Raw genomic sequence first — 22,688 nt, forward strand, 5'->3', positions numbered from 1 at the left:
CCTCTCTTTCTTTCCTTTGTTATTACCAGCGAGCAGTGACCATCTTTTTCCGAGTGTAAAACTCCACACCGTCTGTACCGTTGGCATGCAAATCTCCGTAGAAGGAATTCTTCCAGCCGGAAAATGGGAAGAAGGCCATGGGAGCCGGTACACCAAGGTTCACGCCAAGCATTCCCGCGTCTATGGTCTGGCGGAATTGACGCACAGCACTACCGCTGTCAGTATAAATGCAGGCGCCATTGGCAAATTCGGATTCGTTTGTTAGAGAGATGGCTTCCTCCAACGTTTCTGCTCTTACAATAGAGAGAACAGGAGCAAAAATCTCTTCTTTCCAGATTGTCATGTCTGTTGTGACGTTATCGAAAATAACGGGACCAATGAAATATCCCTCTTCCATATGAACGGTCTTTTCCCGGCCGTCATAAGCAAGAGTTGCTCCTTCTTCCTGTCCTTTTTGAATATAGTTTTCTGTTTTTTCTTTATGAGACTGACGGATGACCGGTCCGAGAAAGACACCTTCCTCTAAGCCATTTCCAATTGTGATGTTATCAACTTCCTCTTTCAATTTATCTACAAATTTGTCTGCCACATCGCCTACCGTTACGACCACAGCTGCCGCCATGCAGCGTTCACCAGCTGACCCGTAAGCAGCGCTGGCCACTTGGGAAACCGCATTATCAATGTCGGCATCTGGCATGACGATCGAATGGTTTTTCGCTCCTGCAAGAGCCTGTACTCGCTTACCATGCTGGGCGCCTTTTTTGTACACATACTCGGCTACCGGCTGAGAGCCAACAAAAGAAATTCCTTTTACTCCAGGGTTTTCAAGAAGCTCGTTCACGACATCATGGGCCCCGTGTACCACGTTCAGGACACCTTCAGGCAGACCTGCTTCTGTAAATAGCTCGGCCAGGCGATTGGCCAACAGAGGGGTACGTTCAGATGGTTTCAAAACAAAGGTGTTTCCACATGCAATCGCTAACGGGAACATCCAGCAAGGCACCATCATAGGGAAGTTAAAGGGGGTAATTCCACCAATGACTCCGACAGGATAGCGGTACATTCCGGATTCAATGCCACCAGCAATGTCTGGAAGCTGTTTTCCCATCATAAGCGTCGGTGCCCCGGCTGCAAACTCCACGCATTCAATCCCTCTCTGCACTTCACCGTAAGCTTCGTTGTAGCTTTTGCCGTTTTCCATTGTGACAAGACGTGCGAGCTCATCCCAGTTTTCAACTAACAGCTGCTGATACTTAAAAAGGATGCGCGCTCTTTTTGGTACTGCTGTGGTGCTCCAGGAAGCAAAGGCTTTCTCGGCAGCTTTAATTGCCTTGTCTACGTCTTCTCTTGAAGAAAGAGGCACTTCAGCGAGTATTTCCCCTGTTGCTGGATTAGGAACAGTCTCGGCTTTGTCGGAAGCTGAAGCCACCCATTCACCATTAATATAATTCTTTAGCGTCTTTTCTGTTTTTGTAATCATCTTATCTTCTCCTTTTTAAATCACTGTTGTATTTTTAGTAAACCTATAATCATAACAAGCTTGATAAAGCTCTTTCACTTCTTCTTTGGTAGGAACCCTCGGGTTATTACCTGGACTGCCGCTTGCTAACGCATCCTCAGCCATTTTATCAGTAACCTGTTTAAATTTTTCTTCCTCAATTCCCCATTCTTTTAAATTAGGAATGTCTAAATCAAGACAGAGCTTTTTCACTGTCTCTACAGTGCGAATGGCAGGGTTCGTTTCCGCTGTATCGTCTTTCCCTACTATTTCTCCTATTTTTGTCAACTGTTCCTGGCAGTTTTCCTGACTGAATTCCAGTACCGCAGGAAGAAGCATGGCATTAGACAAGCCGTGGGGCACATGAAACAAAGCTCCTATCGGACGGGACATCCCGTGAACAAGGCAGACAGAAGAATTGGAAAAAGCAATACCAGCCTGCAAAGCCCCCAAAGACATCGCTTCCCTTGCCTCAAGATCATCGCCGTGAAAATAAGCCTGGCGAATGTTTTTAATGATAAGCTCCATAGCGGACAACGCCAGAACATCAGTCATCGGGTGTGCTTTGCGTGAAATATAAGCTTCGAGTGCATGGCTTAATGCATCCACTCCCGTAGCTGCTGTTACTGACTTAGGAGATGAACGAGTTAACAAAGGGTCTACGATTGCTGCTTCCGGCATAAAAGCAGGCTGCTTTATCATCATCTTCACTTCCGTGCTCGTGTTCGTAATGACTGTTACATCTGTTGCCTCTGAACCTGTGCCTGCTGTTGTAGGAATAGCAATATGAGGAATCGGGTCTTGGGTCACATTTTTTTTCCCTCCCATATAATCGCCGATATACCCTCCGTTTGAAGCTAAAATGGATACAGCTTTTGCTGTGTCGATGCAGCTTCCACCGCCTAATGAAATAATGAGATCGCATTGATCATTGGAAAAAATCTGTAACGATTCTTCCACGTAGGTATCAGTTGGCTCAGAATCTATATCTAAATAAACAGAAGATTGAATGGCATGCTCTGAAAGATTTTCCCTGCATTGTTCTACATAGCCTAAGCTGTCCATAATCTTATCGGTGATAATCAAGGCTCTGTTTCCACGCAGGCCCGCTTCTTCTCCAACCTTTTGAAATGAGCCTTGTCCATAGAATATGGCAGAAGGCATCCGCAATGTTGAAAACGCTCCCAAAATATCCCCTCCTTGTTTCATTTGCTTATTATAATTGCAAAGATTGTGCCAACTTTTGTCACCATTCTTCATTTTTGTGAAAAACCTTATAGAAACGGGTTTTTTTCTCTTTTTTTTTCACTAATTAAAAAAAGACACTTTGTGCAAAGTGTCGGAAAAATCAAACAAAAATGATGAAAATGTAGTGTTTCTGTCTGGTTATTGTCGGGGTGGCACGACAACTTCTATTTTATCTGAAGCTTTTTCAGCTTTTCATATAAAGTTGAGCGGTGAATTCCTAATTTTTTTGCCGCCTGTGATTTGTTTCCTTTTGTTTCTTTTAAGACATTTATAATGACTTCTCGTTCCTGCTCCATACTTTCTTTTCTGACAGTATCAAGCACTTCAGTGGTCTCCCCGCCAGAGAAGGACACGGGAGCATGACTGTCTTGGTGCCTAAGGACCATGCTGGGAAGATCAGTTGCAGATATTTCTTCTCCTTCTGCTAAACTGACGATTCTCTCTACTATATTAACTACTTCCCTTATATTTCCCGGCCAGTTATAAGCTGTCAGAAGCTTCACTGCTTCTTCTGTAAAATGCTTGGGAGACGCCAAGTACCTTTCACAAATCTCCTTTACATAATAGCTGAGAAGCAGAGGGATATCTTCTTTTCTTTCACGCAGCGGTGGGATATGAAGCCTGATAATGTTCAACCTGTAGTAAAGATCTTCTCTAAATCCCCCTTCACTCACCATTTGCTCCAGCTCTTTGTTTGTCGCCGCAACTATTCTGACATTTGTCCGGTAAGGCTTTAAGCCACCGACACGCATCCCTTCTTTTTCCTGAAGCACACGAAGTATTTTGGACTGCATAATCATTGGCATATCCCCTATTTCATCTAAAAAAAGAGTCCCCTGATCAGCAAGCTCAAACTTTCCCGGTTTCCCGCCTTTTCTGGCACCCGTAAAGGCTCCTTCTTCATATCCAAATAATTCTGCTTCCAAGAGGTGTTCAGGAATTGCCGCGCAGTTGACACTTACAAAAGGTCCGTCAGCAAAAGGACTTAATTGATGAATGCTTTGCGCAAACATTTCCTTGCCGGTTCCGCTTTCACCTGTAATTAACACCGTCGCCAGTGTCTTTGCCGCTCTCCTTGCGATTCGTTTTGTTTCACTCATTTCCTTGCTCTTGCCAATAATTTGATCAAGAGTCACCATTTGCTTTTTATTTTTTTTCTGGCTGTCTGCCAGGGCCTTGTCAGCCTTTCTTTCTTTTTCCTGGTGCATTTCCAATATTTTATGAAGCTCTGAAACCCCTTCAAAGATCAACATACCGACTGCTGCGACCACTTCCTCTCCTCTCCAGATTGGAATCCGGTGCACGACCATTTCCTGGCCGCTGATTACTTGAATCTTTCCTCGTTCTGCTTGTCCGGTTTGTAGTGTCATATGCAGCTGGGTATTGTCGATTATGTCAGTCACTGGCTGTCCTAACGCTTGCTCTTTTTTTATCCCTGTTATTCTGCTGTAAGCATTGTTAAAATGAATGATTCTTGCTTGTTTGTCGACGATGACGATGCCTTCATAAGCACTGTCGAGAACTGTATGTAATATATCAAAGGAAAGCTCTTCACTCATCTTCACAGCAAACCGGCTCCTTTTCTATCATTTGTCCTTTCATTCTATCATTTTGCCGGTTACTATAAGACTGATTTCTATAAAATAGAAAAAGGCTTAGCGTGACCTAAGCCTTTTTCTTTCCATTAACCTGCCGTTATCATAAGCTGATTTCTTTCAAATGTAAGTCTGGCGTGTTCTTCGTTAACAAGACTCATTACATAAGCCGTTACAGCCGTCCGGTACAACGCCCATGATCCAAGCTGGGAAAATATGATTCCTTTGTTCTCGCAAAATTTTCCAATCAACTCATCTAAAGAGATTTGTTTTACTGTCCTCAGTAAAAAAAGCAGGTCATCTTCTACCCGTTGATGAAAATCAATGTTCTTGCTTACAGTTATCTTAAAGTTTTCTTCATAGTGGCCATGCCCTGGGACAGCTCCTTGAACGTCTAACGTCAACAATTTCTTCAATGAGGAGACTGCAGCCTGTTTATCGACCATAAAAGGAATTTTATGTTTTTCAAGATAGAGAGGAGCAAAGTAACTATCACCAGCGTATAGAATGCCGTCAACACGGAAGCCGATCTGGCCGTGGCTGTGCCCTGGCAGAGAAATCACTTCCCCGCTGATGCTGCCAATTTCCACTGTTCCTTCCTCCACAGAATGGGTAACGGAGACAGCGGGGCCTTCAAGAAATTTATTTCTCATTTCCTTTGGAGGTTCGTTTCCCTGAAATAGATATACAGGCTCAAGCTTTGGCTGTTCCAGCACTTGTCTTTCAAAAGACTCAGCCCACACACGTACCTGCTCATTCTCTGCTATCCACCCGGCTCCTCCAAAATGATCCGTATGAGCATGAGTTATCAGCACATCAGTTAACGGCAGCCCCTTTTCTTTTAACTGTTTTACCGCTTTTTTAGATACGGAAGCATCGATGCCCGCGTCAATAAGAAGCCCTGTCTCATTTTTTTGTACATATCCTATGTTGACCGGGCTTGCAAAGCAGGAACACCCTTCTTTAATCTTTTTTAGGTTCATGGCTTCCCTTCTCTCCTTCTTTTTCTCTTTTCCTCAGCTTAATTTGCTGCCAGGAGATAATAAGGAATACAATTCCTATCAGCAGTCCAAAAAAAGATCCAATATGAAATATACCTTGCTGAATCCAATAAAGAAAAAAAAGACCTCCTGAAAACAACAAAATGAGTACTCCTAATATAACAAAAGAAATCACAGAGATTCCCCTTTCTTTTAAAGCTTTTATACTTGTACGCAAAAAAAGGACCTTATCAGATGGTCCCTCTCAGCCATTACGCTTTTCCATCAAATAAACGCCCGTGTCCGTAGAGCTCCTTCTCGATGTCTCTGCGTTTTCTTGTAAGCTCTGCGTTTCTTTCATACCGGTCATATTCTTTCGTTTTCCCGCCGGGCACACGCTGAAAAAGGATCGGCTGAACCGGTGTTACTCTCTTAACAAAAGGCTTTTCTTCAGGCATTCGGCTCCCGTATTGAAGCGCTGTAATGTTATGATGCGGCGGTACATATCCCATATGTAACAGCCCCTCTCATAAATGGTTTATAGTACTATACCCTCATTCTTAAAAAAATATACTTTTAACCAAGACTTACCTTTTCCCTTTGCCCACCTTTTGATAGGATAATAAGGTAGCTTACCAAACACGATATTAAGCATATAGGGTGGAGATTTTGAATGAAAGTAGCCTTGTTTCAAGAGCAGCTGATTCATACAGAGAAAGTAGACAGGTACCATTGGCAGCGTGTGGTCAGCAGTGCAAGCAAAGGACAAGTGTTATGCCCTGTGTGCCGTGCTCCGATCCATGCGAAAGTCGGTATCCACCATCCCCTGTCTTTTCATCACCCAGGGGATGATTCTTTTTGCCTCTCAGAGGCTGAAAAGCTTGCCAAGCATATTCAAACGAAGGACACGTCTCCTATAGAAAACAACGGATTTGAATTACCAAAAAGCAGATCAATATCCGAAGGAACAACTGAAGAAAATACTACACATTTATGGCGCAGTCCTCTGTGGGTAACAGTTCCCACAGAATGCAGTCTCTCCCAGCGAAAGGAACCAACAGGTGACCTTTATAAACAATTTCTCGACAGGCACAGCCTTTCGTTAACCCAGCCTCAGTGGGAAGCCGTCCATACTACTGATGGTCCGCTCCTTATCTTAGCCGGAGCAGGCAGCGGTAAAACCAGAGTGTTAACAGCCCGGACAGCGTATATGCTGACGACAGAAGAGATTCCTCCTAATAGATTGGCGCTTATCACTTTCACAGTAAAAGCAGCCAAAGAAATGAAAAGACGTCTCCAAACCCTTCCCGGTCTGGGCCATATTAATCTATCAGGTCTTTTAGCCGGAACGTTTCACAGCATCTTTTATAAAATGCTGATTCACCATGAAAAGGAGAAATGGCAGCAGCACCGCCTTTTAAAGGAAAATTGGAAGCAAGAAGGAATCTTAAAAGAAAAAGGGAAAGAGCTCGGACTCGATGACCGCTCTTTTGCTTATGATCAAGCCCTGCTGCAAATCAGCCAGTGGAAAAACCAAGGAAAGTCTCCTCAAGAGATAGAATCCGCTGATCCCTTTGAAGAACAAACACTTTCTTTGTTTTCTTATTACGAAGAGGTCAAGGAGCAAAAAGGCCTTTTTGATTTTGACGATATGCAGACTGGCTGTTTAAAAATGCTCCAAGCGAACCCGGAACTGTTAGAACGATATCAGGAACGTTTTAAATATCTTCTGATTGATGAATATCAGGATATAAACCCTATTCAATATGAAATTGTACAGCTGCTGACGGCACGCTATCGTAACCTATGTGTGGTTGGTGATGATGACCAGTCTATCTATGGATTCAGGGGAAGCGATCCTTCTTTTATACTCAGATTCACTGATAATTTTCCGGAAGCCAAAACAGTTACCTTAGAAGACAACTACCGCTCTACGTCTCCGATTATTACATTGGCTAACCAGGTCATTACTAACAACCAGGCAAGACATGAAAAAGAAATGAAGTCGATAGAGCCTGCAGGCCATTCCCCTCTTCTGTATTATCCATTGAATGAAGAAGAGGAAGCTACAGCAACCGTTACAGACATCAAGCAACAGCTTGAACAGGGTTCTTCTCCTAACGATTTTGCTGTATTATACCGTACTCATTCGGCAGGGAGAGCATTATTTGAACGGCTGCTGGAATCTAACGTTCCATTTACGTCTTACGGAAACCAGGAAGCATTTTATTTAAAAAAGCATATTCGCAAAGCGCTTGCTTATCTTCGATTATCCATTAATCCTGACGATGGAAACGCCGTCCGCGAACTCATGTCTGCATTGTTTATTAAGCAGTCAGCATATAATGATGCCCGCGTGCTTTCTATTAATGAAGATATCACGCTCCTTGAAGCACTGCCTTTGCTTTCAGGCCTCCAGGAATTCCAACGGACAAAGCTTAAAAAAATTATCCCTAAGATTCCTTCTTTGAAAAGGAAGGAACCTATAGAAGCCCTGAAAGTTCTGCAGCAGGACCTTGGATTAAAAGAATATGTAAAAAAGAACGGGAAAGAAGGAAATAAACTGGAAAGAGGCTCTGACGATATCAAAGATCTTGAAACGGCAGCACGCAGACATGATACAGTATCCAGTTTTCTAGAACATGCCGATCATATGACGGCGCAATGTGAGCTGATGAAAAAAGAAGGCGAGCCAGCTCAAGCCGTGAAAATTATGACCATTCATCAATCTAAAGGATTGGAATTTGAGAATGTCTATATATTAGGGGCAGTAGAAGGCGGACTCCCCCACGACCATTCCCTTGAAATGCTCAGAGAAGGGAAAAGCAGTTACCTTGAAGAAGAGCGGCGGTTAATGTACGTTGCCTTGACCCGGGCGAAGAAAAAGGTTGCCATCTCTGTGCCCCAGTACCGCCGGGAAAGCAAGGCCAGAGCTTCCCGTTTTATAAAGGAACTCCGGGGACAAAAGCATCTTCCATCTACCCATAAAACAATAAAAGCCGGCCACCCATAAAGAAAAGGGTGGCTTTTACTTTTTTTTGGCACGCCTAAATAGTCAAATTTCCCAGATTTCACTCACCAATTTCCACCTATCTTTATATGATGGTATGGAAAAGATTAAGAAGGAGTGAAAAACATGGGTTGTGGAAAAAAGCATGATACTGGCCACTGTGTATGTGATGCAGTTGCTGCCATTAAAGATGCACAAGATAGAGTCAGACCAGCAGATGACTGCGTAAACAGCTGTTTTACTAATTTATTAAGTCCAAAAGGCAGACCTACTACCATGGATACCATCCCGTTTATCCTAAAAGATAAAAAAGGCGATATGTTCCATGCTTTTGGAGATATTGGAGGAGATGACTGCTTTGCAACCGTCTTTTTCAGAGTAGAAGAGCTGGATGAAGCTAAATGCTGCGCTACATTGTCTTTGCTGCGCCCGGATGCAACAGTGGACTTCCATGGCAGCTGCATTGATCCAACGTTCCTTTGCGATGTGACTGCTCTTGAAAGAACAAGGTTCTGTATTGAAGTTGACTTAAAATGCTTCTGTGCCATTCAATGCCTGGATCCGGCATTAGTCGGACCGATCGATGACCGCCGTCATCATTGCAGCAAATAAAGAACAACCCTCCTCACATACGAGGAGGGTTTTCTTCATTATCTTATAAGCTTGTAATAGCTAAATGTTTAATATCTTTTTCATGGACTGAGACTGTGGTAAAGGTGTCTCTAGTTTCAAGAGTTATGGTTTGATTCTGGTAGGATTTAAAATATCCCTCATAATACTGTTCATCAGTCTCACATGTAATAACCGGATGAATAAAATGAGGCACGGTTTTTAAATAGGCAATGGTTTCTTTTACTTCTTTTGGCACGTTAAAATCAGGCTGTTTATTTAGTATCAGTTCTTCATTCTCTCTGTTTTCTTTTTTTATCGTTTCCTCTATACCCTGTCCTTGTTCAAGCCTTAAAATATCCTTTTCTTTTTCATTCATGTTCTTTTGTTCGTTTTTTGCCCCTTTTTCCTTCCGCTGCTTTGGCTTTCTTTCTTCTCTTGCTTTCTTATCAGAAAGCTTCCTCTTTACAGCAAACATCTGCTGGGGGGCGTCTGAACTTTTAAATTGAGGCTGGTCAATATAATAAAGGGGTTGCTGCACCGGTTTTTTTTGATTGTAAGTGGACAAAAGTTTCCCCTCCTTTTTTAATCTTTTCTTTATATGTATGTGTAAAATACAGAGGTAGACGTTGTTTTCTTTCTTCTTTATGGTCTAAAAGATAAAAAAGAAACAGAAAATAAAAAAAAACGCCGGGTATACCGGCGTTAATAATTAACACACGTAAGCTGCTCCAACAATTACAAGCAAAATAAACAACACAACAATTAAAGTAAATCCGCCGTATCCTGCTCCATATCCAGACATTAAAATTCCTCCTTTAAATTGGTTCTTGAGAAATCTCTCTCACCATAGCTATATGCAAATGTTTTTTGATGGTGTGTTTTCTTACGCAATTAGGGCTGGTGCCTATCTTCGTTTCACTTATCAGCCATTTTTCAGGCATTCGCACACTAGATATTCCTTCTACATATGGTATAGGGAAAAGAAAGTGACTTAGATAGAAAATAAGGAGAGAAAAAATATGTGGTTTGAAGACTATCAGGATGTTCGGCAGCAGCCCACTGTCCAAATGATCCCTCCGCAGGTGATCAGCCGGTACGTAAATCAATGGATTACTACCTCGATTCCAGGGTACGGCGAAGTAGTGGCTTATGTCCTAGAGTATAATCCGCGCACAGGAATGGTATCTTTATTTATGTATCGAGAAGGCCGGGTCACACCTCAATATATTCAAGTTCATTATTCTGACTTAATCGGCATTGCTCCATACTATGGTCCAATTCCTCCTCGTCCTCGTCCTCGTCCCCGTCCAAGGCCTCCCCGTCCGAGACCTCCATGGGGAACCACTCCAGGACCGGGTGCTCCAGGCCAGCCAGGTACCGGGCTTTTTCCTTGGCTATGGGGCCAGTTTTTTTAAAGGATAACTTTTGCTCTTACCCTTTCTTACATGAAGATAAAAAAGCGAAGGGGGGAATACCCCCTCCGCTTTTTGTTTGAGTTATGAGGCGCCGGCATCCTTTTTTACAAAAGCGACTTTTTCCTCTTTCAGCACTTGACCGTTCTTTGTTACTTGTATATATTCACCATCAGTTAAATTGGTAAACACTAGAGGTGTGATCGCTGACTTCGCTTTTCTTTCAATCAAGTCTAAATCAGCTTTCACCAAAGGCTGCCCGGCTTTTACCTTCTCTCCTTCTTCCACAAATACTTCAAAGCCTTCTCCTTTCATATTTACCGTGTCAATCCCAATATGAAGAAGAATTTCCAGCCCATTCTCTGACTTAATTCCTATCGCATGTTTTGTTGGAAACACATTAATAATTGTCCCATCAACTGGCGAGACAAAAATGTTTTCTGAAGGATTGATCGCAAACCCATCACCCATCATCTTTCCAGCAAACACCTCATCAGGCACTTCTGAAATATCAAGTATTTCTCCACTCGCAGGACTAAATAGTTCTTTCTCATTTACAGCTGCCGGCACTGCAGGCTGAGCTTCTTTCTTGGGATCAAATGAGGGTTCATTTGTTGCAGGCTCGGTTGGTACTTTTCCTGCAATAATATCCTGCATCTGGGATTTAAGAGCATCTGATTGAGGGCCAAAGATCGCTTGGACATTATTTCCTACTTCCATCACACCCGATGCTCCAAGCTCTTTTAGGCGGTCTTTATTTACTTTGCTTTTATCATTGACGCTGATACGAAGACGTGTAATACATGCATCAAGCTGATTTAAATTTTCCTGTCCACCAAATGCCTTTAAGACTTCATAAGGAAGTTCTTTGGTTTCTCCCGTATCGCCTTGCTGCTTTTCTTTTGGCTTCTCACGTCCAGGGGTCATCAGGTTAAACTTCTTAATCGCAAAACGGAAACCAAAGTAATAAATTAGGGCAAAAGCAAGACCAACCGGTATCACCAGCCACCATTCTGTTCGGTTAGGCAGTATCCCAAACAAGAAGAAATCAATGACTCCCCCTGAGAAGGTCATGCCAATTTGAACCCCTAGAATGTGCATTACCATAAAAGATAAACCAGCAAAAACTGCATGAATGGCAAACAACAAAGGAGCAACAAATAAGAAACTAAATTCAATAGGCTCAGTAATACCAGTTAAAAATGAAGTAAGAGCTGCAGAGCCCATGATACCAGCCACATATACTTTTTGGTCTTCTCTTGCACAATGGTAAATAGCTAACGCAGCGGCCGGTAGCCCAAACATCATGAACGGATATTTACCGGTCATGAATGTTCCTGCTGTCAGGTCAGCTCCTTCCCGAATTTGTTCAAAGAAAATCCGCTGGTCCCCGCGAATCGTTTCCCCGGCAGCATTTACATACGAACCAAATTCAAACCAAAACGGGGAATAGAATATATGATGAAGGCCAAACGGAATCAATGCTCTTTCAATGACTCCAAAAATAAAAGCAGCCAATGTACGGTTAGATTCGGTCATAAAATATGAAAATGTGTTCAGGCCATCCTGTACAGTTGGCCAGATAAAATTCAAGGCGATCCCGATGAACAACCCGCCAAAGGCGGTAGCAATCGGAACAAACCGTTTTCCAGCAAAAAAGCCAAGGTATGAAGGCAATTCAATATTATAATATTTGTTATACATGTATGCGCCAAGTATCCCTGCAATAATTCCGCCGAAAACACCCGTCTGCAACGTCGGAATCCCTAATACTTCCGCATAGGCCGGGCTTCCATCAACCATGTCAGATTCAACCCCGCCTATTACTCCCATCGTTACGTTAATAATTAAAAATCCAATCACTGCAGCTAACCCGGCAACACCATCACCATTGGCAAGTCCCAAAGCTACCCCGATGGCAAAAATTAACGGCAGGTTGTCAAATACAATCCCTCCTGCGTCTTCCATCAGCTGAGCTATAAGCTCGACGGGTCCAGCCTCCAAGAAAGGCATGATAGCGATCATGTCAGGATTTTGCATGGCGTTCCCAAACGCCAGTAAAATCCCTGCTGCAGGCAGGATGGCTACAGGGAGCATCAATGCACGCCCAATACGCTGTAATATACCAAACGCGTTTTTCATCTTTTATCCTCCTAATAAGTATAAATAAATATAAAAAAGGCATGAGAGAAAATAGAGGCCAGATAAGCAATGGTCAAAAGAGCACACACTGCTCCCTGCCATCAGCATCTGGACATCTAACTTTTTCTCTCATGCCTGCTTTACCAGTAACACGGAATAAGTTCATCCACGTTTATTATTTAGTTCTTGAAAGCCTTTGCATATGAAGCGTTAAATAAACCGCTTCACTGTCGGGTATTGTTGTCTGTAAGGAATGCTGCATAATTTTTATCAACTTCCAGGACAAATTGTAGCACACAGGATATTCTTCCATCAACACCTTTTTTAAAGAATGGGGCTCTTCCTCATTGTAAGTATTATTTTGTATGCGCTGAATAGCTTGGTGTAAATGTCTGAAAAGTCGTTGGTGGTTCATATCCTTAGGATCCAGCTCAATATTTAGACTTTTTTCAATCACCTCTGTGAGATTAGACACCAGCTGTGTGTGTTTATTAACATCTGATAATGAGCGATTAGAAACTGCACTATGCAGATGCAACGTAACAAATCCAATTTCCCCTTTAGGAAGTGAAACCCCCACACATCTATTCATATACTCAATAATTTCTTCAGCGGCTGCGTATTCCTTAGGATAAGCAAGTTCAGTTTCATGAAGGAAAGGATTCTTGATCTCCATCCCCTGCTGCAAACGGCGCACGGCAAAAAATAAATGGTCAGTCAAACCAATGTGGATATGTTCATTTAGCTCAAACTTATATTGTTCTTTAACAAATGACATCGCTTCATTCATGCAGGCAATAAAGTCTTCACTTACCTCGTTTAAAAGCTGCTTATATTGCTCTTGCTCTTCTTTTCCATGCAAAATAAAAAACTTTTCTGCTTTTTCCTCTCCTACTGAGTCACCTGTTTTCTTTCCAAAACCAATTCCCTTGCCTGTCAATATGACTTCTTCAAATTCTTCGTGCTCTGCAATGACGACATTGTTATTCAGAACTTTTAATACTTTCATCTTAAACCCTCATTTACCCGTGTTTATCTCTTTGATCTTATAGCTGTGACCCAAAGGTGTCAACAAAAAAAAACAAGTGCTTATAAACACCGGCGAAGCGTTTTAAGCACTTGTTTCTCTTATTGTTTACATCCCAATGATGTTATATCCTCCATCAACGTGGAGCATTTCTCCTGTGATGCCACGGGATAAATCGCTCATAAGAAATAAGGCTGTATCGCCTACTTCTTCCTGGGTGACCGCTCTGCGCAGTGGTGCCCGTTCTTCCATTTCCTTAATCACATCGTTAAATCCAGCAATTCCTTTGGCAGCCAGGGTACGGATAGGACCTGCAGAGATAGAATTTACACGAATTCCATCTTTTCCAAGGTCGTTAGCCAGATATTTCACGCTTGCATCCAAAGAAGCTTTCGCTACTCCCATTACGTTATAATTTTTCACTACCTGCTCTCCGCCAAGATACGTCATAGTTACAACTGATCCGCCTTCGCTCATCAAGTCAAGGTTTTTCACAGCTTTCATTACTCCAGTCAAGGAATAAGCGCTGATATTATGAGCTAGCAAAAATCCATCTCTCGTAGTATTTAAATAGTCTCCTTCAAGCTCTTCTTTGTTGGCAAAAGCAATACAGTGTGCGAGGCCGTGGATCACTCCTACTTCCTCTTTGATCGTTTGAAAGGCTGATTCAATTGCTTCATCATCACTAATGTCACATGGCAGGACCACAGAGTCATCCTTCTCAAGGCTGTCTGCAAGCTGGCGAACGTTTCTCTCCAGGCGCTCTCCTGCATAAGTGAATACGAGGCGGGCTCCTGCTTTGGATAAGCTTTGGGCAATCCCCCATGCAATGCTTCTTTTATTTGCTACGCCCATCACAACATATGTACGTCCTTCTAACGATAAATTCATTTTCTAACCCCTTTCTATCTTTATTATTTTCCCTTGTTCTTATCACCTGGTCATAAGAAAGTATAACATGTTTTTTTTCTTTATCCTACCAATCAAAAATTGACCTGACACAAAAAGATAAAGGGCTGTAGAGAGACTTTTCTTCCCATAGCTTTTTATATAATGATTAATGAGACTCCTCAGATACGCTCCAAACAGACGCTTTCCCCGGGCAACGCTTCAGCTGCCTCACAGCCAGCTAAGGGGTGTTTTTGCATTTTTAGAGCAAATAAAATGGCTGGGAGACGACATTTCTCCAAAACATTAGGAACCCACGCTTTAAAAAAGCGTGGGTTCCTCGACAGTCTGAGGGCTGTTCCAAGCCCTTTAATCTTCGTAATCGCTTCTTCTCATCACTGTTTTTGGTATTTCTGTCCCTCTTGCCCCTCTTTCGTCCACCTCTTGATCTATCGGCGGGAACATCACCATAAAGCTTTCGGGCGGAAGAGTAGCCAGTTGCTGGGGTAGATCCTCCAATACAGGACTCCACGCACTTGTTCCTCTTCTTCCGCTGATTAAAATAACAAGGGTATCTTTCTTTGTTTCCTGAAGGGGCCCCTCCAGAACCTCTTCCCATGAATCAGCTTCTTTCATGTCAAAGGTAACTTGCGGTTCAGCTCCACTGATAATTCCCTCGAACCGTTTTTTCTTATCTTTTACGACAAGTACTTCTATCTGAGCACTTAGTTGAGCTGCCAATCTCTTAATAGTAATTACTGATTCCATAAAGCCGCTTTGATGGTCACTTCCAGGTGGAAGGAGGAGTACCAGCTTATTTACTGTATTAATTGGATGGGCAAACTTGGAAACAATCAGGTGCTGCTGAGTAAGGTCTAGAATCTGGTCAAGTTTTCGGCCAAACATTTTTGATTCCGTAGAAGTTTCAGCCTTCCACTCAAGAAGAATCGTATCTATACTTTTCTCTTGTGAAGCCCGTTCAATACCGGCGGCTACATTGGCATCAACTGGGGTCAAAATTTGAACAGGCACCTCAGCTGCAGCTCCGTAAACGATGGCGTGACCGAGCATTTTCTCTGCTTCAGCGAGCCGTTTTGCATCCGGTTTCCCCTGATCCTGAACCACATGTAACGCATATACATGCTCTGTGGAATGCTGTGTCCTTAATAAAAAGGCAAGATCGAGCAGTGCATCTGTGGTTGTTGTGGTGGTTTGGGAAAGTGGAATGAGCACTCTTCCGGCATCCTGCTTCGTACGCGAAAAGCTTACTTCCTCGTTTAAAGCCATTTGCCTTCCGTATTTTTCCACTACATATGGGCCAATCATACAAGTAATAAGAATCATAAAGATTACACCGTTTACGGTCGTCTGGTCAAACAGGCCCAGATCGTACCCGACAAGAGTAGCCGCAAGAGTGGCCGCTGCCTGCGGCACGGAAAGCCCAAACATAACTTTTTCCTCGGTTTTATTAAAATGAAATAATTTAGAGGAAAAATAGACAGCGAGCCATTTCCCTATGGGAAGGAGTAAAATCATCCCGCCCGCAAGAGCCCAGGACTCTGGCGACTCTATAAATAGGCGGACATCCATCAACATCCCCACACTTAACAGGAAAAATGGAATAAACAGCGCATTTCCCACAAATTTGATTCGATTCATTAACGGACCATGCTCTAAGATGTACCTGTTTAAAGCCAGGCCTGCCAGGAACGCCCCAATAATGGGTTCCAGCCCGGCAAAAGTCGCTCCTGCTGCGCTGGCAAACAACATTGTCATCACAAAAATGTATTCTCTTGATCCTTCATGACTTGTTTTTCTAAAAAATATTTTAGATAAAAAGGGAAAAATAAGAAAAACAAGAGTGACATAGAGAATAATTGATACGAGCAGAACCATCCAAAAAGCAGCATTAATCTGTCCTTGTGTCATTGCTGCAATAATAGCAAGAACAAGCATGGCTCCTGTGTCTGTTATAACCACTCCGCCCACCGTGGTGGTTATTGCTCTATTTTTTGTTATTCCCAGCCGGCTTGCTATCGGATAGGCAAGCAATGTATGAGAGCCAAGGATCGAACCAAGCAATACAGAAGCTGTTAGTGAATAACCCAATACCAGTGCCAGGACTAAGCCTAGGAAAAAAGGAATAGCAAAGGAAAATGACCCGTAAATGACACTGTCCCTCCGGTATTTCTGAAATCCTTCCAGGTCAATCTCCAGCCCCGCAATAAAAATGATATATAATAGTCCAACTGTACCGAGTAAAACAATTGTATTGTCTCTTTCAAGAAGGCCGAGACCATTAGGGCCGATGATTACACCGGCAAGTATAAGGCCAATCAGGCCGGGAGTTCTTAATTTGTGCATCAGCATTGGGGCAAGCAAAAACGTCACCATAGCTAAAGCGAAAATTAAAACCGGATCGCCAATAGCTGTATACATGTTCCATCTCCTTTATAAAACATTTTATTTTCCCGCTTATCCCATCATGTTTTTGTTCTGTTTAAATAGGGAATGGGTCAATCTCATTACACCGGCAGCGCCCGCCTTCTACTATGTATGGCTGACGACTACCTCTGCAAAGATATCATTATCACATTATTGCTTTCTTGCCGTCAATGCAAAAAACCTGATATAAAAAGTCTTTTTATACCATTGTAAGAGGAAAACGCTTAAATTATTCTGGAGGAGGAAAAACGATATGAAATTGGATTTTATAGGCGATATCCATGGGTGTCTTCATGAATTAAAAGAAATGCTTTCGACGTTGAACTATAAGTACATCGATGGGAAGTGGACTCACCCTGATAACAGGAAACTCGTATTTATCGGTGACCTGACAGACAGGGGGCCTGATTCAGTTGGTGTTATAGAGCTTGTTTCTTCTCTTACTGAAAATAATATCGCTTACTATGTCCCTGGCAATCACTGTGATAAGCTGTATCGGTACTTTTTAGGAAGGAATATAGTGATCAGCCATGGCCTGGAAACAACGGTTGAAGAATTAGAGAACCTTGACCGCAGAACGTACAAAAAGGTTCGTGCCCGCTTTATGAAGCTTTTTGAAGGCTCTCCTCTTTATCATGAACTGGACGAGGGAAACATTGTAGCCGCCCACGCTGGAATCCGTGAAGATTATATTGGGCGCCATGATAAGAAGGTAAAAACCTTCGTCTTATACGGTGATATTACCGGGGAAAAAGAACCGAATGGATCTCCTGTAAGAAGAGATTGGGCAAAAAAATATAATGGAGAATCCTGGATTGTTTACGGCCACACTCCGGTTACAAAACCCCGAATGTTGAACAGGACGATCAATATAGACACAGGCTGCGTATTTGGAGGGGCCTTAACAGCCTTTAAGTACCCAGAGAAAGAACTTATCTCTGTCCCTTCAACCATGCCATTTGTACAGGAGAAGTTCCGAGAATTCGAAGAAAATGAACTCTAAAGTTTTGAAGTCTCCTGTTCTTACCACGGAAGAAAGTCCGGAATTCTCGAGAACAAGATTCACGAGTATTTTGATCTGGACTTTCCTCCCTCTAAATTTTGGTATTTAAAAACAGGCTGTAGAAAAGTCTTCCTTGCAGCCTGTTGTTAGTCAATAGCTTCCCATGCCTGAGCCATGTCAGGAGGAAGTGACGAATGAACGTTTATTTTTTGAAAGGATATGGGATGAATCGTTGAATAATAACCCGAGTGAAGTGCCTGGCGCCGGATATACCGTTGAGAACCTCCATACAGGTCATCCCCTGCAAGAGGGTGCCCGATATGAGACATATGCACCCTAATTTGGTGGGTTCGACCTGTCTCTAATGTAAGCTCAATCATACTGGCACTGTCTTTTTCCTTTATGACCTTATACGAGCTTTCTGCATAATCACCAGTGCTGATCACTATTCTTTCAACCATGCTTCCTTCCCTGCGTCCAATAGGTGCAATGATCTGCCCCTTTTTCGGAACAACACTGCCTTCAGCCACGGCAGTATACCTTCTCACTGACCTTCCTTCCTTTTGAAAAAAAGAAAGCCTCTCATGAATATATTGATGCTTTGCTACCGTTACAATTCCGCTTGTATCTCTGTCTAAACGATTTACAGCATGAAAGGCCGCTGGAATCTTTTGTTCTTTGTAATAATGGATGACAGCTTCAGCAAGAGAGCAGCCCCTCTCTCCTCTTCCCGGTATCGTTGCCATCCCCGCAGGCTTGTCAACAATGAGAAGATGTTCGTCCTCGTACAAAATAGATAGTGGACAGAAAAATGGTTCAAGTTCTTCGGAAGGTTCCTCCATAGGGAAGCACACTGTAACAGTATCTTCCGGCTTCAATAAAGCCCGCACTGTTTCCTCTCTTCCGTTAACCAGCAGATTCCCTTCTTTTTTTATCGCTTTCAACGTACGCCCTGACATGCCGATTTCATGTCTTAAAAAGGAACGGAGAGTGCCTTCTTCAAAGGTAGAAGGCACTCTCCATATAGCTTTAGGCGAATTCATTTACATCACCACTTTTACGTTAGTCGCCAATGAATGATTCCTTTACTCTTTTCCAGAAAGGAAATGGCCTGAAACGAGCAAAGCGAACTTTCTCTTCAGCTACCCGGCATTGAATGGATTTGACTTTATTGTCTACTAAGGTTGTATGATCAATTGTCAGCTGCAAATCTACATCGTTTAATGGTCGTAACAAGCAGGTATGGTGCTGCGGCAGTACCAGGGGAGAGCCTACTGTCCGGTATACCCGGTTATTGATCGACGCCATCTCTGCTACTTGCATCGAAGCAAGAGAAGGATGCAAGATCGCTCCTCCTAGTGCTTTATTATAGGCTGTGCTTCCGGATGGAGTTGAAATACAAAGGCCATCTCCGCGAAAGGTTTCAAAATTTTCCCCTTTAATATCCACGTCGCATACTAAAGACCCTTCCATGGTTTGGACTGTACATTCATTAATCGCAAGATAGCGGTCAGATTGGGGTTGATTATAATGTCTCACAACAACCTCAAGCAAAGGGTATTCCACAATCTGAAACGGAGTCTTTGCAATATGGATGACAAGCTTTTCCACTTCCTCCGGCTTCCAGTCAGCGTAAAATCCTAAATGGCCGGTATGGACTCCCACAAAACACATGTCATCCAGCTTATCTTTATAGTGATGAAAAGCATGAAGAAGGGTTCCATCACCCCCAACAGAAATAACAATTTCCGGATTCTCTTCATCGTATTCAAGGCCAAAATCATTCAAATAACTTTTTACTCTTTGCTGGAGGGCGTTTGATGTTTCATCCCCCCTGGAGGTTACCGTGTATCTCATGTTACCCGTCCCCTGTCCTTCATTAATAAACCAGAAACTGGATCCTGGTGTTTTATCTTTGGTTTCTATTAGTCCTTTATATCCTGTGCTGATATTTGTATGGTGAATTTAAATTATGTAGACCCGCGCTGTTGAGATAATATTTGCTGAGCTTCCCGGACTTCCCCCTGAATTTTGGACATCTCTTCATCGAGCTGGAAAGCTGCTTCGGCCGCTCGCTGAAGACGTCTCTTAATGTCTTCAGGGATCTCCCCGCTGTATTTGTAATTTAAGGAATGCTCTATGGTGGCCCAGAAATTCATAGCCATCGTTCTCACTTGAATTTCCACCATAACATCCTTTTGTCCTTCAATGGTATGGACAGAGTAGTTTACCACCATGTGATACGAGCGATACCCGCTTTCTTTCTTTTCTTTAATATAATCTCTTTCTTCAATTACTTTAAAATCCTTTCGTGCATGAACAAGCGCCACAATCGTATCAATATCGGTAACGAACTGGCAGACAATTCTTACACCGGCGATATCCTGCATTTCTTCCAGGCGATCCAGAGACATATTTTTTCTTTTTGCTTTATCAAGGATACTGGTGATTGGCTTCACCCGCGCAGTAACAAATTCTATAGGCGTGTGCTGAGAAGACCTTTGATACTGTTCTCTCAAACCTTTTAGCTTTACTTTAAGCTCTTCCACAGCCTGCTTATAAGGAGACAAAAAGACTTCCCAGTTGCTCATATGACCACCTGCTTCTTCTTACTTATTTAATTGAAAGGCGTTTTCAAAGGCCGCCACCATATCCTCTCCGTAGTTCCCGTTACCTTCGATGTTATCAAGAAGATATTCCAATTCTTCTTTGAACTTTCCCAGTGTTATATTTTCTGGTCCATCTAAAACAGCTGGAAGTTCTTTTTGATAGCCTTCATGTAATTGGGGCCACGTATGCTTTGGAAAACGAAGCTGGACAAACTGACCGTCAAGCTCCAATATATATACCAAAGCCAAGGCATCAGAGTCTGCAAGCATTCTTTCTCCGTCTTTCAGTTTCAACCACTCATCCTTTGGCCAATCTTCTATAGGAGTAAGTAATAGTTCATTTTCTTTAATTTTCACTTGCGTAATGGTAAGTACGTGCTGCTGCATGGTTTCACCTCATTATATTTCTATCAATAGTGCAGGGCTAAGCCTGAACAATCCTGTATTCCCTTTCTATTTTACCACACCACGCCTTTTCAACTCTAACAGAAGGCTGTCACAAGCCAGTATCATTCAACAAGATTCAGTCGGAGGCAGCGCTTTAAAGAACAGCTTCTATTGAGCCTCCCTCTTTTTTGCCCCATACTGAAGACATGTTATCTTATATTCAATAAATGATTTTTTACCATAAATAAAAGGAGAGAAACTATGGGTCAAGATATTGAAATTGAAGGAAAGAATCTGGTTACCAAAGATGAGTTTGAACGCATCATGAAGGAATGGAACCTTTCTTATGATCAATTCACACGTCAACGCAACACCTATTTTGACACAGAAGATTTTCAAATAAAAGGGAAAAAAGCGGCTCTTCGCATCAGGGAGAAGAACAATCAATGGATGTTGACTCTGAAAGAACCCCACAAAGATGAGCTTCTGGAAACAAATCAGCTGTTAACCGAAAAAGAAGCAGAAAGAGCAATACAAACGGGACATATCCCTAAGGGAGAAGTTGAAAAACAATTAAAAATTTCTCTTTCCTTAACCGATATAAAAAAAGTAAACAACCTAGGTACACTGACTACATACCGTCTAGAGCTTCCTTATCAAAAGGGAGAGCTTGTATTTGACCACAGCACTTATTTGGATAAGGAAGATTATGAACTGGAATTTGAAGGAAAGAGTAGAGACCATGTCGACAAGGTACTGATGTCCATCTTAGATAAATATGACATCCCTAAAAGGGAAACACCAAACAAAATACAAAGGTTTTTTAATAGAAAAAGCGAATTAACAAAGAAAACGGAGTAGCTTTTCATTTAGGTTCATTTCTCCTAATCCTTTTCGAAGTTCCTTACCATCCATTTGCTCTTATGTATACTTTAACGAGGTGAAAGTAATGAATATTTCATTTATATCAGGTTCCTTGTTTTTTGATGGATCAGCCGGCCGTCAGAAGTCAATAAAAGACCCAGCTTTTCATTCATCATTTGACGCCCACTTACAAAACCTGACAGAAGCAATACCTTCTTCGTTTTCAGAAGCCAGCTCTGTAAAGGAAGGGTTAGCTGACCGTTCGCTGTTTTTAACACCTGCCGCAGCTGAGCGTTTTCATGAAGCTGCAATGAAGCTTGCATCAAAAAGTAAAACTTCACCACCTGCAGAGATTTCTCAGGGCTCGTCATCTTCAGAGAAGAAATCACTCTCTGCTTCTTCAAACTATAATCAATTAATTGAAGAGGCTGCCGAACGTTATAATCTGGATCCCCGCCTAATTTATTCAGTTATAAAGCATGAATCAAACTTCAATCCTAACGCCAAAAGTCATGCAGGAGCACAGGGTTTAATGCAGTTAATGCCGGGCACAGCAAAGTGGCTGAAAGTAAATGATCCATATGACCCTAAACAAAATATTGACGGGGGTGCAAGGTATTTAAAAGATATGCTAAACCGCTATAATGGCAATACCCGGCTGGCACTTGCAGCTTATAATGCAGGTCCGGGGAATGTAGACCGCTATAATGGCATTCCTCCTTTTAAAGAAACGCAGGCATACGTGCCTAAAGTTATGAACACCTTTCACTCGTTAGCTTAATAAAAATGATATGTAAGCAGGTCCAGCTTGTAACTGGATCTGCTTTTTTGTCTTCCTCCTTTTCTTCCCTCTCGTTCAGACCGTCATTTTAACCGTACAGCACAAGTTCGTTATATTTGCTGATATAAAGATGCATTGCTACAATAAAATTGTAAATGATTTGTCATTTTTCATATTCCTTTCAATC

At 42.4% G+C, this 22,688-nt stretch carries 22 protein-coding genes; 6 read left to right on the forward strand and 16 right to left on the reverse strand.

Annotated elements, in window-relative coordinates; translation table 11 throughout:
* Positions 1-22: 22 nt before the first annotated feature.
* The 6 genes from ACFPU1_RS06635 to ACFPU1_RS06660 form a co-directional block, all read right to left on the reverse strand.
* Positions 23-1,480 carry a CoA-acylating methylmalonate-semialdehyde dehydrogenase gene (locus ACFPU1_RS06635; protein ID WP_054634902.1) on the reverse strand — a complete coding sequence of 486 codons (1,458 nt, stop codon included), beginning with the start codon at positions 1,478-1,480 and terminating at the stop codon, positions 23-25.
* A 15-nt stretch (positions 1,481-1,495) separates the two neighbouring features.
* Positions 1,496-2,662: an iron-containing alcohol dehydrogenase gene (locus ACFPU1_RS06640; protein WP_385940486.1), complete on the reverse strand. Its 1,167-nt coding sequence runs from the start codon at positions 2,660-2,662 to the stop codon at positions 1,496-1,498.
* A 248-nt stretch (positions 2,663-2,910) separates the two neighbouring features.
* The gene (locus tag ACFPU1_RS06645) at positions 2,911-4,305 is read right to left on the reverse strand and encodes a sigma-54 interaction domain-containing protein (RefSeq protein WP_385940488.1); all 1,395 of its coding nucleotides are present in this window, start codon (positions 4,303-4,305) and stop codon (positions 2,911-2,913) included.
* A gap of 125 nt (positions 4,306-4,430) precedes the next feature.
* The gene (locus ACFPU1_RS06650; protein ID WP_385939623.1) at positions 4,431-5,324 is read right to left on the reverse strand and encodes an MBL fold metallo-hydrolase; all 894 of its coding nucleotides are present in this window, start codon (positions 5,322-5,324) and stop codon (positions 4,431-4,433) included.
* Positions 5,305-5,517 (reverse strand): hypothetical protein, encoded by a 213-nt coding sequence (locus tag ACFPU1_RS06655; RefSeq protein ID WP_054634905.1) that lies wholly within the window; start codon positions 5,515-5,517, stop codon positions 5,305-5,307. The genes ACFPU1_RS06650 and ACFPU1_RS06655 overlap by 20 nt, the downstream gene beginning before the upstream one ends.
* 76 nt (positions 5,518-5,593) lie before the next feature.
* Positions 5,594-5,833: a hypothetical protein gene (locus ACFPU1_RS06660; RefSeq protein ID WP_385939625.1), complete on the reverse strand. Its 240-nt coding sequence runs from the start codon at positions 5,831-5,833 to the stop codon at positions 5,594-5,596.
* 161 nt (positions 5,834-5,994) lie between these two features.
* Between ACFPU1_RS06660 and ACFPU1_RS06665 the strand changes: the two genes are divergently transcribed.
* Positions 5,995-8,334: an ATP-dependent helicase gene (locus ACFPU1_RS06665; RefSeq protein WP_385939627.1), complete on the forward strand. Its 2,340-nt coding sequence runs from the start codon at positions 5,995-5,997 to the stop codon at positions 8,332-8,334.
* Between the two features lie 123 nt (positions 8,335-8,457).
* Positions 8,458-8,943, forward strand: a complete 486-nt coding sequence (locus ACFPU1_RS06670) for a CotY/CotZ family spore coat protein (RefSeq protein WP_054634909.1) — start codon at positions 8,458-8,460, stop codon at positions 8,941-8,943.
* A gap of 43 nt (positions 8,944-8,986) precedes the next feature.
* On the opposite strand, the gene ACFPU1_RS06675 is transcribed toward ACFPU1_RS06670, so the two are convergent.
* Both ACFPU1_RS06675 and ACFPU1_RS06680 read right to left on the reverse strand, forming a co-directional pair.
* Positions 8,987-9,508 (reverse strand): CotO family spore coat protein, encoded by a 522-nt coding sequence (locus tag ACFPU1_RS06675; protein ID WP_385939629.1) that lies wholly within the window; start codon positions 9,506-9,508, stop codon positions 8,987-8,989.
* Between the two features lie 144 nt (positions 9,509-9,652).
* Complete coding sequence (locus ACFPU1_RS06680) at positions 9,653-9,745, reverse strand: YjcZ family sporulation protein (protein WP_083465193.1); 93 nt, start codon at positions 9,743-9,745, stop codon at positions 9,653-9,655.
* Between the two features lie 217 nt (positions 9,746-9,962).
* Between ACFPU1_RS06680 and ACFPU1_RS06685 the strand changes: the two genes are divergently transcribed.
* Positions 9,963-10,358, forward strand: a complete 396-nt coding sequence (locus tag ACFPU1_RS06685) for a hypothetical protein (protein WP_385939632.1) — start codon at positions 9,963-9,965, stop codon at positions 10,356-10,358.
* Between the two features lie 81 nt (positions 10,359-10,439).
* Here the strand turns inward: ACFPU1_RS06685 and ptsG are convergent, their stop codons facing one another.
* The 4 genes from ptsG to ACFPU1_RS06705 form a co-directional block, all read right to left on the reverse strand.
* The gene (gene ptsG / locus ACFPU1_RS06690; protein ID WP_385939634.1) at positions 10,440-12,497 is read right to left on the reverse strand and encodes a glucose-specific PTS transporter subunit IIBC; all 2,058 of its coding nucleotides are present in this window, start codon (positions 12,495-12,497) and stop codon (positions 10,440-10,442) included.
* A gap of 175 nt (positions 12,498-12,672) precedes the next feature.
* Positions 12,673-13,506 carry a glucose PTS transporter transcription antiterminator GlcT gene (gene glcT, locus ACFPU1_RS06695; RefSeq protein WP_385939636.1) on the reverse strand — a complete coding sequence of 278 codons (834 nt, stop codon included), beginning with the start codon at positions 13,504-13,506 and terminating at the stop codon, positions 12,673-12,675.
* A 126-nt stretch (positions 13,507-13,632) separates the two neighbouring features.
* Complete coding sequence (fabI, locus tag ACFPU1_RS06700) at positions 13,633-14,415, reverse strand: enoyl-ACP reductase FabI (RefSeq protein ID WP_054634913.1); 783 nt, start codon at positions 14,413-14,415, stop codon at positions 13,633-13,635.
* A 366-nt stretch (positions 14,416-14,781) separates the two neighbouring features.
* Positions 14,782-16,851, reverse strand: a complete 2,070-nt coding sequence (locus ACFPU1_RS06705) for a cation:proton antiporter (RefSeq protein ID WP_385939638.1) — start codon at positions 16,849-16,851, stop codon at positions 14,782-14,784.
* 259 nt (positions 16,852-17,110) lie between these two features.
* Here ACFPU1_RS06705 and prpE point away from each other — a divergent pair, with 259 nt between their 5' ends.
* Positions 17,111-17,860 carry a bis(5'-nucleosyl)-tetraphosphatase PrpE gene (gene prpE, locus ACFPU1_RS06710; protein ID WP_385939640.1) on the forward strand — a complete coding sequence of 250 codons (750 nt, stop codon included), beginning with the start codon at positions 17,111-17,113 and terminating at the stop codon, positions 17,858-17,860.
* Positions 17,861-18,006: 146 nt separating this feature from the next.
* On the opposite strand, the gene ACFPU1_RS06715 is transcribed toward prpE, so the two are convergent.
* The 4 genes from ACFPU1_RS06715 to ACFPU1_RS06730 form a co-directional block, all read right to left on the reverse strand.
* Entirely contained in the window at positions 18,007-18,903 is an 897-nt protein-coding gene (locus tag ACFPU1_RS06715; RefSeq protein ID WP_385939642.1) for an RluA family pseudouridine synthase, read from the reverse strand.
* A 19-nt stretch (positions 18,904-18,922) separates the two neighbouring features.
* Positions 18,923-19,717: an NAD kinase gene (locus tag ACFPU1_RS06720; RefSeq protein WP_054634915.1), complete on the reverse strand. Its 795-nt coding sequence runs from the start codon at positions 19,715-19,717 to the stop codon at positions 18,923-18,925.
* A 113-nt stretch (positions 19,718-19,830) separates the two neighbouring features.
* On the reverse strand, positions 19,831-20,451 hold the full coding sequence (yjbM, locus tag ACFPU1_RS06725; RefSeq protein ID WP_385939644.1) for a GTP diphosphokinase: 621 nt from the start codon (positions 20,449-20,451) through the stop codon (positions 19,831-19,833).
* Between the two features lie 18 nt (positions 20,452-20,469).
* A complete protein-coding gene (locus ACFPU1_RS06730) occupies positions 20,470-20,856 on the reverse strand; it encodes a UPF0738 family protein (protein ID WP_054634916.1) in 387 nt (128 codons plus the stop codon).
* A gap of 261 nt (positions 20,857-21,117) precedes the next feature.
* On the opposite strand from ACFPU1_RS06730, the gene ACFPU1_RS06735 reads away from it, so the two are divergent.
* The gene (locus ACFPU1_RS06735; protein ID WP_385939646.1) at positions 21,118-21,717 is read left to right on the forward strand and encodes a CYTH domain-containing protein; all 600 of its coding nucleotides are present in this window, start codon (positions 21,118-21,120) and stop codon (positions 21,715-21,717) included.
* A gap of 88 nt (positions 21,718-21,805) precedes the next feature.
* A complete protein-coding gene (locus ACFPU1_RS06740) occupies positions 21,806-22,501 on the forward strand; it encodes a lytic transglycosylase domain-containing protein (protein ID WP_385939648.1) in 696 nt (231 codons plus the stop codon).
* Positions 22,502-22,688 lie beyond the last annotated feature (187 nt).

It is taken from the genome of Thalassorhabdus alkalitolerans, assembly GCF_042656525.1.
GTDB lineage: Bacteria > Bacillota > Bacilli > Bacillales > Marinococcaceae > Thalassorhabdus > Thalassorhabdus alkalitolerans.